Origin of the sequence: Micromonospora sp. NPDC002296, assembly GCF_040296145.1 — a bacterium.
Lineage (GTDB): Bacteria > Actinomycetota > Actinomycetes > Mycobacteriales > Micromonosporaceae > Micromonospora.
In genome coordinates, this window is the sequence record NZ_JBEOWQ010000083.1 from 1 (window position 1) to 13284 (window position 13284).

Annotated in this window: 13 protein-coding genes; all 13 read left to right on the top strand. The window is 73.6% G+C overall.

Annotated features, from left to right (window positions below; genetic code table 11):
• Nucleotides 1-714 (top strand): flavin monoamine oxidase family protein (locus ABT023_RS28195; RefSeq protein WP_350889623.1); only part of this gene is annotated, 714 nt, incomplete at its 5' end.
• Nucleotides 665-1216 carry a riboflavin biosynthesis intermediates N-glycosidase gene (gene ybiA, locus ABT023_RS28200; protein ID WP_350889625.1) on the top strand — a complete coding sequence of 184 codons (552 nt, stop codon included), beginning with the start codon at nucleotides 665-667 and terminating at the stop codon, nucleotides 1214-1216. The genes ABT023_RS28195 and ybiA, both read left to right, overlap by 50 nt.
• 364 nt (nucleotides 1217-1580) lie before the next feature.
• On the top strand, nucleotides 1581-2627 hold the full coding sequence (locus ABT023_RS28205; protein WP_350889627.1) for a LacI family DNA-binding transcriptional regulator: 1047 nt from the start codon (nucleotides 1581-1583) through the stop codon (nucleotides 2625-2627).
• 38 nt (nucleotides 2628-2665) lie between these two features.
• The gene (locus tag ABT023_RS28210; protein ID WP_350889642.1) at nucleotides 2666-4264 is read left to right on the top strand and encodes an FAD-dependent oxidoreductase; all 1599 of its coding nucleotides are present in this window, start codon (nucleotides 2666-2668) and stop codon (nucleotides 4262-4264) included.
• Nucleotides 4265-4290: 26 nt separating this feature from the next.
• Nucleotides 4291-5574, top strand: a complete 1284-nt coding sequence (locus ABT023_RS28215) for an ABC transporter substrate-binding protein (RefSeq protein ID WP_350889629.1) — start codon at nucleotides 4291-4293, stop codon at nucleotides 5572-5574.
• Between the two features lie 2 nt (nucleotides 5575-5576).
• Nucleotides 5577-6530, top strand: coding sequence for a carbohydrate ABC transporter permease (locus tag ABT023_RS28220; protein ID WP_350889631.1), 954 nt, complete (start codon nucleotides 5577-5579; stop codon nucleotides 6528-6530).
• Complete coding sequence (locus tag ABT023_RS28225) at nucleotides 6520-7362, top strand: carbohydrate ABC transporter permease (protein WP_350889632.1); 843 nt, start codon at nucleotides 6520-6522, stop codon at nucleotides 7360-7362. The genes ABT023_RS28220 and ABT023_RS28225 overlap by 11 nt, the downstream gene beginning before the upstream one ends.
• On the top strand, nucleotides 7359-8315 hold the full coding sequence (locus ABT023_RS28230; RefSeq protein WP_350889633.1) for an ROK family protein: 957 nt from the start codon (nucleotides 7359-7361) through the stop codon (nucleotides 8313-8315). Before ABT023_RS28225 ends, ABT023_RS28230 begins: the two co-directional genes overlap by 4 nt.
• Nucleotides 8316-8319: 4 nt before the next feature.
• Nucleotides 8320-9018: an N-acetylmannosamine-6-phosphate 2-epimerase gene (locus ABT023_RS28235; protein WP_350889635.1), complete on the top strand. Its 699-nt coding sequence runs from the start codon at nucleotides 8320-8322 to the stop codon at nucleotides 9016-9018.
• An 11-nt stretch (nucleotides 9019-9029) separates the two neighbouring features.
• Nucleotides 9030-9545, top strand: coding sequence for an NUDIX domain-containing protein (locus ABT023_RS28240; protein ID WP_350889636.1), 516 nt, complete (start codon nucleotides 9030-9032; stop codon nucleotides 9543-9545).
• Nucleotides 9546-9690: 145 nt separating this feature from the next.
• Nucleotides 9691-11097 (top strand): selenium-binding family protein, encoded by a 1407-nt coding sequence (locus ABT023_RS28245; protein WP_350889637.1) that lies wholly within the window; start codon nucleotides 9691-9693, stop codon nucleotides 11095-11097.
• The gene (locus ABT023_RS28250; RefSeq protein WP_350889639.1) at nucleotides 11094-11750 is read left to right on the top strand and encodes a hypothetical protein; all 657 of its coding nucleotides are present in this window, start codon (nucleotides 11094-11096) and stop codon (nucleotides 11748-11750) included. Before ABT023_RS28245 ends, ABT023_RS28250 begins: the two co-directional genes overlap by 4 nt.
• 117 nt (nucleotides 11751-11867) lie before the next feature.
• Nucleotides 11868-13169, top strand: coding sequence for a sulfite oxidase (locus ABT023_RS28255; protein WP_350889641.1), 1302 nt, complete (start codon nucleotides 11868-11870; stop codon nucleotides 13167-13169).
• Nucleotides 13170-13284: the final 115 nt, after the last annotated feature.

Below are 13284 nucleotides of genomic sequence, written 5' to 3' on the forward strand. Positions count from 1 at the left end.
CTGGTGCGCACCGACCGGGACGCGTACCCCGCCGACGCGGCGGTGGTCGCCGTGGCCCCGGCGCTGGCCGGCCGGATCCGGTACGACCCACCGCTGCCGGCGCTGCGCGACGGGCTCACCCAGCGGATGCCGATGGGTTCGGCGGTGAAGGTGCACGCGCTGTACCCGGAGCCGTTCTGGCGTGCCGGCGGGCTCTCGGGCGTCGGCACCAGCGCGACCGGTCCGGTGACCGAGACGGTGGACAACGGCACCCCGGACTCGACGCGCGGGGTGCTGACCGCGTTCAGCTACGGCGACGAGGCGCGTGAGCTGCGCGGGATGTCCCCGGACGCCCGGCGGGCGGCGGTGCTGGACGCGCTGGTGGCCATGGTCGGCCCGGACGCCGCCCGCCCGGACGGGTTCGTCGAGTACGACTGGTCGGCCGACCCGTACACCCGGGGGTGTTTCTGCGGGGTGCTGACCCCCGGCTCGTGGCGCGGCTACGGGCCGGCGCTGCGCCCACCGGTGGGGCGGGTGCACTGGGCGGGCACCGAGACGGCGGTCGGCTGGGCGGGCTACCTGGAGGGCGCGGTGCGCGCCGGCGAGCGCGCGGCGGCCGAGGTGACCGGCGGGACCGCGGAAACTCGGCGGCGCGGTGTCGGGGGCGCAGGGCAGACTGTCGGCCATGTCGCCTCGATCCGTCGCCGACCTGGTGGCCCTGCACCGCGCCGGTGAGCCGGTGACGTACCTGCACTTCTGGGGTCACCGGCCCCAGCGGGACGGGTCCGTCGGGACGGGTTGCCTGAGCCAGTGGTGGCCCGCGCCGTTCACCGTGGACGGTCGGGTCTTCCACACCGCCGAGCACTGGATGATGTGGAGCAAGGCCGTCCTCTTCGGCGACGACGCGGTGGCGGAGCAGGTCCTCGCCGCCGGGCACCCGCAGCGGGCCAAGGCCCTCGGCCGCCGGGTCCGCCGCTTCGACGAGGCCGTCTGGGCGGCCCACCGGTACGACGTCGTGGTCGCCGGCAGCGTCGCCAAGTTCGCCCAGCACGCCGACCTGCGCGCGTTCCTGCTGGCCACCGATGCCCGGGTGCTGGTCGAGGCGAGCCCGGTGGACCGGGTGTGGGGCGTCGGCCTGGCCGCGGACGACCCCGCCGTCGAGAACCCGGCCCGCTGGCGGGGCGACAACCTGCTCGGCTTCGCCCTGATGGACGCCCGGGCGGCCCTGCGCGCCTGATCCGGGGAGAGCTGGCTCTCGAAAGCGCCCATCGACGTAACTCAGGGTGATTTGAGGTGCGCTCCGGCGGGACGGCAGCGCAGTCGTCGAAGGATGCTAATACGTATTAGCATCTATTTTTCTCCGATGTTCGCCGCCCGGCCGGCCCGCTGCCAAGGGGCCGGGTCGATCTCGGCGGGAAACGGCCGCGAGGGGCGAAAACACGTCGGCGGCCCCGGGCGCCGGCGAGCTAATACGCATTAGTTCAGGGAGTTCATCGCGAAGAAATCTCCGGAGAGCCCTTGACATCTCCCCGGGTCGGGGGCGAGAGTCCTCTCCAACGCCGATCGCTAATACGCATTAGCACCAACCGGAGGCCTCCCCCGTGCCCTCTTCGCCGCGCCGTGTCACCCAACGTGACATCGCTCGCCTGGCTGGCGTCAGTCAGGCCACCGTGTCCCTGGTGCTCAACAACCGCTCCGACGCCGACGTGCGGATCGCGCCGGAGACCCGGGACCGCGTCCTGCGGACCATCGAGGAGACCGGCTACGCCGCCGACCCGGTGGCCCGGCGGCTGGCCGCCCGGTTCAACCGGATCATCGGCGTCTTCACCTACGAGCCGGCGTTCCCCAGCGGCAGCCGGGACTTCTTCCACCCGTTCCTGCTCGGCATCGAGGAGTACGCCGAGCGGGTCGGCTGCGACCTGCTGCTGTTCACCAGCGCCCCGGTCGTCGACGGGCGGCGGCGGATCTTCCACCAGGACAACCGGCTGCGGCTGGCCGACGGCTGCCTCCTGCTCGGCCGGGAGATCGACGCCGCCGAGCTGCACCGGCTCAACCGGGACGGCTTCCCGTACGTGGCGGTCGGCCGGCGCAACGACGCCGGCGGCCCGGTCCCGTACGTCGGCGCGGACTACGCCGCGGCGGTCGACGCCCTGACCCGACGGGCCCTCGGCCACGGGCACCGCCGCCTGGCGTACCTGTCCATGGGCACCCACGCCGAGTCGTCCGAGGACCGGCGGCGCGGCTTCGCCGCCCACGGCGGCGCGGCCGAGAGCGCCCGGGAGCTGCCCACCGCCGGGCGCGACGCCGACGTCATCCTCGACGACCTGCGCGCCGACCAGACCACCGCGGTGTTCGTGGAGGACTTCGCCACGGCGGTGGCCCTCGAACTGGCCGCCCGGCGGCGCGGCCTGACGGTGCCCGGCGACCTGTCGGTGGTGACCCTCGGCGACCCGACCGTGCCGCTGCCCACCGACCTCACCTTCACCGGCTTCCACATCCCCCGCGAGGAGATGGGACGCCAGGCGGTCGAGGTGCTGACCTCGGTCATCGACGGCAGCGCCGACGGCGTGGGGCAGCGCCTGCTGCCGTGCCAACTGGTCGAGGGGGACACCCTCGGCGCCCCCGATCCGGCGGTCGGCCGCTCCTGAGCGGCGATCGCCCAACTGGAAGGAAGTAAGTGGTAACGATGCGTGCGGACGTCCTCGTCGTCGGCGGCGGGCTGGGCGGGGTGGCGGCGGCACTGGCCGCCCTCCGGGCCGGCCGGAGCGTCATCCTGACCGAGGAGTTCGACTGGCTCGGTGGGCAGCTCACCAGCCAGGCGGTCCCCCCGGACGAGCACTCCTGGGTCGAGCAGTTCGGCGTCACCGCCAGCTACCGGGAGCTGCGCACCGGGATCCGGGACTACTACCGGCGGCACTTCCCGCTCACCGAGCGGTCCCGGGGTTGGACCGACCTCAACCCGGGGGCCGGCTGGGTCAGCCGGCTGTGCCACGAGCCCCGGGTCGCGGTGGCGGTGCTGGAGGAGATGCTGGCGCCGCACCGGGGATCCGGGCGGCTGACCGTGCTCCAGCCGTACCGGCCGGTCTCGGCGGCCACCGACGGCGACCGGGTGACCGGGGTGACCGTCGTGCACCGCGACCGCCCCGACGAGCTTGTCGAGCTGACCGCCCCGTACGTGCTGGACGCCACCGAGACCGGCGAGCTGCTGCCGCTGGCCGGCGTCGAGTACGTCACCGGGTTCGAGTCGCGGGAGGAGACCGGCGAGCCCAGCGCGCCGGCCGAGGCCCAGCCGATGAACATGCAGGCCCTGTCGGTCTGCTTCGCCCTGGACCACGTCGACGGCGACCACACCATCGACCGCCCGGCCGGGTACGACTTCTGGCGCGACTACAAGCCGGACTTCTGGGGCGACCGGCTGCTGTCCTGGCGGTCCCCGCACCCCCGGACGCTGGAGATCGTCGAGCGCAGCTTCACCCCGAACCCGGACGACGACCCCCGGGCGGTCAACGCCGACCAGCGGCTCGACCCCGGCGACGGCAACCTGTGGACGTTCCGGCGGATCGCGGCCCGGCGCAACTTCGTCGACGGGGCGTACGCCAGCGACATCACGCTGGTGAACTGGCCGATGATCGACTACTTCGAGGGCTCGGTCATCGACGTGCCGAACGCGTCCTGGCACCTGTCGCAGGCGCGGGAGCTGTCGTACTCGGTGTTGTACTGGATGCAGACCGAGGCGCCCCGGCCCGACGGGGGCACCGGATTCCCCGGGCTGCGGCTGCGCGGCGACGTCACCGGCAGCGCCGACGGCCTGGCCCAGGCCCCGTACATCCGGGAGTCGCGGCGCATCCGGGCCGAGTACACGGTCGTCGAGCAGGACCTGTCGCTGGCGGTGCGCGGCGAGCACGGCGCGGTCAGCTACCCCGACTCGATCGGCGTGGGCATGTACCGGATCGACCTGCACCCGTCGACCGGCGGCGACAACTACATCGATGTCGGGTCCTGCCCGTTCGAGATCCCGCTCGGCGCGCTGATCCCGCAGCGGGTGGAGAACCTGCTGCCGGCCGGCAAGAACATCGGCACCACGCACGTCACCAACGGCAGCTACCGGCTGCACCCGGTCGAGTGGAACGTCGGCGAGGTCGCCGGCCTGCTCGCCGACTTCTGTCTGGAGCGGGGCGAGTCCCCGCGCGCGGTCCGCGACACCCCCCGTCTGCTGGCCGATTTCCAGGACCGCCTTACAACGGCCGGCGTGGAACTGCGTTGGCCGCAGATCGCAGGCTACTGAAACACCCCCCCGGTGAGGAGAAAATTGTGAGAGCAGGAAAGGCCCTGCGCGGCGTCGCCGTCGCGCTGGTCGGCACGCTCGCCCTGACCGCCTGCGGCGGCGGGGACGACGCCGGCGACAGCGGTCCGGCGAAGCTGCGGATGACGGTCTGGTCCGCCAACGAGGCGCACCTGAAGCTGTTCAACGAGATCGCGGACGAGTACAAGAAGTCCCACCCGGACGTGGAGTCGATCACCTTCGACCCGCTGCCGTTCGAGAACTACACCACCACCCTGACCACCCAGATCGCCGGCGGCAACGCCCCAGACCTGGCCTGGGTGTTCGAGAACTCGGCCCCTGACTTCGTGTCCTCCGGCGCGCTGCTGCCGCTGGACGAGACGTTGAAGAAGACCGAGGGGTACGGCTACGACGACCTCTCCCCCGCCACCACGAAGCTCTGGCAGGACGACGGGAAGCTGTACGCGTACCCGTTCTCCAACTCTCCGTTCGGGGTGTTCGTCAACACCGACATGGTGAAGAAGGCCGGGCAGAAGACGCCGGCCGAGCTGATCGCCGCCGGGCAGTGGAACTGGGACAACGCCCTGGCCACCGCCGCGGCGTCCGCCACGAAGTCCGGCAAGGCCGGCCTGGTGATCCGGGACTTCGACTACAAGGGCTGGGACAACCTGTCGACCTTCTTCACCGGCTGGGGCGCCCAGGCGTGGAGCGAGGACGGCAAGTCCTGCGGCTTCAACTCCCCGGAGATGGTCGCGGCGATGACCGCCCTGCACAAGGGGATCTTCACCGACAAGGCGCTGCCCGGACCGGGCACCACGGCGGACTTCTTCGCCGGTGACGCGGCCATGACGGTCACCCAGATCTCCCGGGCGTCGCTGCTCAAGGACGGCGGCTTCGGCTGGGACCTGGTGCCGCTGCCCGCCGGCCCGAAGGGCAACTACTCGGTCCTCGGCCAGGCCGGCCTCGGGGTGATGAAGAAGAGCCCGCACGCCGACGAGGCGGCCGAGTTCCTGGCCTTCTTCACCAACCCCACCAACTCGGCGAAGCTGGCCCAGTTCTTCCCGCCGCCGCGGCAGTCGCTGCTGACCGCCGAGACGCTGGGCAAGACGAACCCGAAGCTCAAGCCGGAGCAGTTGCAGAAGGTCGTCATCGACGGCATCACCAGCGGCGTGGTCAAGCCGAACCACGCCGGGCAGGCCGAGCTGAGCCAGCAGGTCCGCGCCGGGCTCGACCCGCTGTGGCAGCCGAACGCCGACATCAAGGCGGTCCTGGACGGCGTGTGCGCCAAGATCCAGCCGCTGCTGGCGAAGTGACCATGTCCCCGACGGACACCAGGACGGGCCCGGTCGTCAAGACCGGGCCCGCCCCGGGCCGGGCCCGCCCGCCGTGGTGGACCAACCGCCGGCGCGACCAGCTCGCCGGGTACCTGTTCGTCGCCCCGCAGCTCGTCGGCAGCATCGTGTTCGTGATCCTGCCGCTGGTCCTGGTGGTCTGGTACAGCCTGCACGAGTGGAACGTGCTCGCCGGCACGTTCGACTACGTCGGCGGCGACAACTACACGCAGCTCGCCGAGGACACCAACCTGGGCGGGGTGCTGAAGGCCACCGGGCTGTTCTCGGTCGGGCTGGTGGTGTTCAACCTCGCCCTGGCGCTGATGCTGGCCGTGCTGCTCAACCAGAAGCTGCGCGGCACCATCGTGTTCCGCACCCTGTTCTTCTCCCCCGTGGTGGTCTCCCTGGTCGCCTGGACGATCGTGTGGGGCTTCCTGCTCCAGGACAACGGCGGGATCAACGGGCTGCTCGACACGATCGGCGTGGACGGCCCGAACTGGCTGCGCGGCGAGGGCACCGCGATGTTGTCGGTGGTCGTCGTGCAGGTGTTCAAGAACGTCGGCCTGAACATGGTGCTGTTCCTGGCCGCCCTCCAGGGCGTGCCGGGCGATCTGTACGAGGCCGCCGAGGTGGACGGGGCGAGCCGGATGCGGCAGTTCTGGCGGATCACCGTGCCGCTGATCAGCCCGACGATCATGCTCACGTCGATCATCACGGTGGTCGGCTCGTTGCAGGTGTTCGCGCAGATCGCGGTGCTGACCCAGGGTGGCCCGGGCACCTCGACCACGGTGCTCGTCTACTACCTCTACCAGCAGGCCTTCCAGTTCCACCACTTCGGCTACGGCGCGACCCTGTCGATCGTGCTGTTCGCGGTCGTACTCGCGCTGACCGTGCTGCAGTGGCAGATGCGCAAGAGATGGGTCTTCCATGAGTCGTGACCTGTCGCCCAGGACGAAGCTGGTGCTCTACGGGGTGCTGATGGTCCTGGCGATCCCGTTCGTCTTCCCCACCTGGTGGATGGTCACCTCGTCGCTGAAGCCGGTGGCGGACATCTTCGCCTTCCCGCCGCAGCTCTGGCCGACGAACCCGCGGCTGGAGGCGTACCAGCGGGTGTTCGAGTTGCAGCCGTTCGCGCGGCAGTACCTCAACAGCGTCTACATCGCCCTGGTGGTCACCGTGGGCACCCTCGCCGTGGCGGCGCTGGCCGGGTACGCCTTCGCCCGGATCCGGTTCCGGGGCCAGAACGTGCTGTTCCTGGTGGTGCTCGCCGGCCTGCTCATCCCGAGCGAGGTCACGATCGTCCCGCTGTTCCAGATGTTCTTCAAGCTGGGGCTGGTCGACACCCACTGGCCGCTGATCCTGGTACCGATCTTCGGGGCGCCGAGCGTGCTGGCCACGTTCATCATGCGGCAGTTCTTCATCGCCCTGCCCGGGGAGTTGGAGGAGGCGGCCCGGGTCGACGGGCTGGGCCGGTTCGCCACCTTCTGGAAGATCGCCCTGCCGCTGTCCCGCCCCGCACTGGGCGCGGTGGCCATCTTCACCTTCCTGCACAGCTGGAACCTGTACCTCGAACCGATCGTGTTCCTCTCCTCGCCGGAGAAGTTCACCCTGCCGCAGGCGCTCACCCAGTTCGTCGACGCGTACGGCGGGCCGATGTGGAACGTCCAGCTCGCGGCGGCGTCGATGACCGCCCTGCCGGTGCTGGCGGTGTTCGTGATCGCGCAGAAGCAGTTCGTCGAGGGCCTGGCGCACACCGGCCTGAAGGGATGACCTCCCCGGCCCACGCCACCGTCGGCGTCGACATCGGCGGCACCAAGACGCTGGCCGCCCTGGTCGCCACCGACGGCACGGTCCTGCGCCGCCTGCGGGCGCACACCCCCGCCGGGTCCGGGCCGGGCGCGGTGCTGGACACCGCCGCCCGGCTCGCCGCCGAACTGATCCCCGAGGCCGCCGACCGGCCGGTCGGGGTGGGCACCGCCGGCACCGTCGACCCGGCGACCGGCGACATCCGGTACGCCACGGACAGCCTGCCCGGGTGGACCGGCACGGCCGTCCGCGCCGAGCTGGCCGGGCGGCTGGGCCGACCGGTGCGGGTCGCCAACGACGTGCACGCCGCCGCGCTCGGCGAGAGCTGGGCGGGGGCCGGCCGGGGCCGGGGGCACCTGCTGCTGGTGGCGGTCGGCACCGGGCTCGGCGGGGCGCTGGTCCGGCACGGCCGGATCGACCCCGGTGCCCGGGGCGCGGCCGGCGCCGTGGCCCACCTGCCGGCGCCCGGGGCGGGACGGCTGCGCTGCGGGTGCGGCCGGTACGGGCACCTGGAGGCCGTCGCGTCCGGCACCGGCCTGGCCGCCGGCTACGCCCTGCGTACCGGCGAGCGGATCACCGGGCGCGAGGTGGCCGAGCGGGCGACGGCCGGGGACGCCGCCGCCCGGGAGGTGGTCGAGCGGGCCGGCGCGAGCCTCGGCGCGGCCCTGGCCGGGCTGGTGACCACGCTCGACCCGCAGGTGGTGCTGGTGGCCGGCGGGGCGGGCGGGGCGCTGCTGCCGGCCGCGACCGCCGCCTACGCGGCCGAGCTGCCGCCGGGCTGGGCGGGCGTGCCGCTGCTGCCCGCCGCGCTGGGCACCGACGCGGTCGTGGTCGGCGCGGCCCGGCTCGCCACCGGGGACCCGGCCGCCGCGTCGGCGGACCCGGGCCGGCCGGCCATCGAAGAGGGAAAGGACTGAGGACGTGAAAATTCTGGACTCGCTCGCCGGGGGGCTGGTGGTCTCCTGCCAACCGCTGCCGGACGAGCCCGACGACCCGATGCGGGACCCGTACGTCCAGGCCCGGGTGGCCGCCGCCGCCGTTGCCGGCGGTGCGGTGGGGATCCGGGCGAACGGGCCGGCCGACGTGTCCGCCATCCGCGCCGCGGTCGGCGTGCCGGTGATCGGGCTGTACAAGCACGGCCACGCCGAGGTGTTCATCACCCCGACCCCGGAGCTGGCGGTGGAGGTGGCCGCCGCCGGGGCGGACGTCGTCGCGGTGGACGGCACCGACCGGCCGCGCCCCGACGGCCGGGTCCTCGCCGACACGGTCGCGGCGGTGCACGCCGCCGGCGCGCTGGTCCTCGCGGACGTCTCCACCGTCGCCGAGGGGGTGGCGGCGGTGCGGGCCGGGGCGGACGCGGTGGCGACCACGCTGTCCGGGTACACGGCGGCGAGTCCCCGCCGGGACGGGCCGGACCTGGAGCTGGTGGCCGGGCTCGCGGCGGCGGTGGCGGTGCCGGTGCTCGCCGAGGGGCGGTACCGCAGCACCGACGAGATCGGCCGGGCGTTCGCGGCGGGCGCGCACGCGGTGGTGATGGGCAACGCCGTCACCTCGCCACTGTGGATCACCCGCCGGCTCTTCGCGGCCACCCCGGCGGGGGCCGGGCGGCCGGGGCGGTAACGTGCAGCGGCATGACCGGCGCACCGTACTCCCACTGTTCCTCCTGCGGCATCGCCTATCCGGCGGGGAGCGGCTGGCCCCGGGCCTGCGCGGCCTGCGGACACACCGTCTGGCGTAACCCGCTGCCGGTCGCGGTCGCGGTGCTGCCGGTACGCACCGACGCCGGCCTGGGCGTGGTCGTGGTGCGCCGGGACATCGAGCCCGCGCGCGGGCTGCTCGCCCTCCCCGGCGGCTTCATCGAGTACGGCGAGGAGTGGCGCGACGCCCTGGTCCGGGAGCTGCGGGAGGAGACCGGGCTGGTCGCGGCGGCCGGGGACGCGGAGCTGTTCGCGGTGCACAGCGCCCCGGCCGGGGGCACCATGATGGTCTTCGGGACGCTGCCCGAGCGGGCGGCCGGGCAGCTCCCGCCGTCCGTGCCGACCGACGAGGCGACCGAGTGGCTGGTGCTCACCGAGCCCGCCGAGCTGGCCTTCTCCACCCACACGCGGGTGCTCGCCGACTTCCTCGCCGCCCACCGGGACGCCTGAGAGGCCGCTCCCACCGGGCAACCCTGGGCAGGGAAGTCGGCACGATGCGTTAACCACGGTGGCCCGTCGGGTCAGTAGGCTGTCTCCGCTCGCTGAGATGCGTCGATGCGATCGGTCCGGCACGCCGACCCCGGAGGTAGCCGCCATGAGCCGTTGGACACCCGACCCGTCCTTCTATCCCTCGCCCCGCGACGCCGCCCGGGCCCCCGCCGAGAAGTTGGCCTACGTGGCCGCCTTCGACCGCTCGGCGGCCCGTCCCGACGCCATCGCGGTCCTCGACACCGACCCCGCCTCCCCCGAGTACGGGCGGGTGGTGGGCTGGACCGACCTGCCGCACACCGGCGACGAGGTGCACCACTTCGGGTGGAACGCGTGCAGCAGCGCGCTCTGCCCGACCGCGCCGCACCCGCACGTCGAGCGGCGCTACCTGATCGTGCCCGGGCTGCGCTCGTCGCGGGTGCACGTGTACGACACCCAGCCCGACCCGCGCGCCCCGAGGCTGGTCAAGGTGATCGGCCCGGAGGAGTTGGCGCAGCGGGCCGGCTACTCCCGGCCGCACACGGTGCACTGCGGCCCCGACGGGATCTACCTGTCCGCCCTCGGCGGCGCCGACGGCGCCGAGGGCCCCGGCGGCATCGCGATCCTCGACCACACCAGCTTCGAGGTCCGCCGGGCGTGGGAGGCCGACCGGGGGCCGCAGTTCCTCGCGTACGACTTCTGGTGGCACTACAACCACGACGTGCTGGTGACCAGCGAGTGGGGCACCCCGTCGATGATCGAGGACGGCATCGTCGGCGAGCTGCTGCTGGGGCGCAAGTACGGCCACGCCATCCACTTCTGGGACCTGGCGAAGCGCCGGCACGTGCAGCGGGTCGACCTCGGCGACGCGTACCAGATGCCGCTGGAGCTGCGCCCCGCGCACGACCCGACGAAGACGTACGGGTTCGTCGGCGTGGTGATCAGCGTGGAGGACCTGTCCGCCTCGGTCTGGCTGTGGCACCGCGACGGCGACGCCTGGGCCGTGACCAAGGTGATCGACATCCCGGCCGAGCCGGCCGACCCGGCCGACCTGCCGGACCTGCTCAAGCCGTTCGGGGCGGTCCCGCCACTGGTCACCGACATCGACCTGTCGGTCGACGACAGATTCCTCTACGTCTCCTGCTGGGGCACCGGCGAGCTGCGCCAGTACGACGTCAGCGACCCGTTCCACCCCGTGCAGACCGGGTCGGTGCGCCTCGGCGGCATCGTGCGGCGCACCCCCCACCCGGGTTTCCCCGACGAGCCCCTCGCCGGCGGCCCGCAGATGGTGGAGATCAGCCGCGACGGCCGGCGGGTGTACGTGTCCAACTCCCTCTACGGCTCGTGGGACGACCAGTTCTACCCGGACGGGGTGGGTGCCTGGCTGGCCAAGCTGGACGTCGACTCCGACGCCGGCGGGCTCACCCCGGACCCGCGGTTCTTCCCGCGCGGGGAGGAGTTCCGAGGGCTGCGGGTGCACCAGACCCGGTTGCAGGGCGGCGACGCGTCCTCCGACTCGTACTGCTTCCCGTGACCGGGACGGCCTGGCTGGCGCTGGCCGGGCTCGGCGCGTTCCACGGGCTGAACCCGGCCATGGGCTGGCTGTTCGCGGTGGGCCGGGGCCTTCAGGAGCGCAGCAGGCGGATGCTCGTGACGTCGCTGCTGCCCATCGCGCTGGGCCACCTCGCCTCGGTGGGCCTGGTGGCCGCGCTGGTCAGCGCCACCAGGTCGGTCGTGGCGAGCACCACCGTGGCGATCGTCGGCGGGGTGCTGCTGGTCGGGTTCGGGCTGTGGCAGTTGCTGTCGCGGCGGCACTTCCGGTGGGCCGGGATGCGGCCGTCCAACGCGCAGCTCGCCGGGTGGTCGTTCCTCATGTCGTCGGCGCACGGCGCCGGGCTGATGCTGCTGCCGGTGCTGCTCGCCGAGCCGGTCACGGCCGGCGGGCACGCCGGACACGCCGGACACGCCGGGCAGTTGTCGGCGACCCCGGCGGGCGCGCTGCCCGGGCTGGCCGCCGCCGGGGTGCACACGGTGGCGATGTTCGGCGTGGCGCTGGCCGCGGCCGTGGCGGTGTACGAGGTGCTCGGCGTCGGGGTGTTGCGGCGGGCCTGGTTCAACGTGGACCGGCTCTGGGCCTGGGTGCTGGTGGTCGCGGGGGTGATCACCGTCGTGGCCGCGGCGACCTGAGCGGCGCCGGTCGGCTCGGCCGAAGGGTCGGCGGTTCCCGCCGCGCGGCGCCACCCCGGCACCAACTCCTACTGATTCAATAGGAGTTCGTGTCGCCGAGCCGGAGGGATCCCCCCGATGCCGCATTCCCTGTCGTACGACGAAGCCGACCACGACGCCCGACGGGCCCGGCAGTGGCTGGCCGGCCGCACCCGGGGCGCGGGCGTGCCCCGCCCCCGCCTGCTGGAGCTGGGCGCGGCGATGACCGCCCTGGCCGCCGCCGCCGGCGAACGCGAGCCGGTCGCAATGGCGGCCGACCCGGTCGGCGCCGACCCCGGACGGGACGCCACCGGGGCGGGCATGGTCAAGCCGCTGCCGGACCGGCTGTTCACCCGGCACGACACCAACGCCGAGATGCGCTGGGAGGCGATGGCCGGGCAGGGGTACGTCGTGCCCACCGACCGGTTCTTCGTCCGCAACCACACCCGCACCCCCCTGATCGACCCCGACACGTGGCGGCTGAGCCTGTTCGGCGACGGCCTGCACGGCACGCCCACCCGGGACCGGCCGGTCGAGTTCGGCTACGACGACCTGCGCCGGCTGCCCGCCGAGCGGGTCACCGCGCTGGTCGAGTGCGCCGGCAACGCCCGCCGGTTCTTCGCCGGACAACAGGACGGGCCCTCCCCCGGAGTGGCGTGGGGCCTGGGCGGCGTCGGGGTGGCGCACTGGCGGGGCGTGCGGCTGTCCACGGTGCTGCGTCGGGCCGGGCTGACCGGCACGGCGGTCGACGTGATGCCGGAGGGGCTGGACCCGGACTACGTCACCGGCGGGGTGAACCTGGGCCGGGTCCGCCGGCCGCTGCCGATCGGCAAGGCCCTCGACGACGTGCTGCTGGCGTACGAGATGAACGGCGAGCCGCTGCCGCCGGACCACGGCTTCCCGGTGCGGGTGGTGGTGCCGGGCTGGATCGGCATCTCCTCGGTCAAGTGGGTCGGCCCGGTGGAGGTGTCGGCCGTCCCGCTGTTCTCGCCGTGGAACACCCAGCTCTACCGCATGTTCGGCCCCGGCCAGCCCGACGGCGGCGGGGAGCTGGGCCCCCAGTCGGTGAAGAGCGCCTTCGAGCTGCCCTGGGACGCCCGGGTCCCGGCCGGGGCCGAGGTGCTGCTGCGCGGCCGGTCCTGGTCGGGCGGGGGCCCGATCCGCTCGGTGCAGGTGCACACGGGCGACGACGGCTGGCGGCCGGCCGAGCTGGTCGCCGGGGACGCGGGCGGGCCGTGGCAGCGCTGGACGGCGCGCTGGCGTCCGTCGGGGCCGGGGCCGGCGACGCTACGGGCGCGGGCCACCGACGTAACCGGGGCCGCCCAGCCGGATCGGGCCCGCCCCAACGACCTCGGCTACCTCTTCGACGGCGTCGTCGACCACCCGGTAACGGTCTGCTGACCCGCGCCGTCGGCGGGGGGCGGGGGGCGGGGGCCCCCCCCCCCCCCCCCCAACCCCCCCCCCCCCCCCCCCAAAACCCCCCGGCCCCCCCGGGGGCGGGGGGTTTTTAAACGGG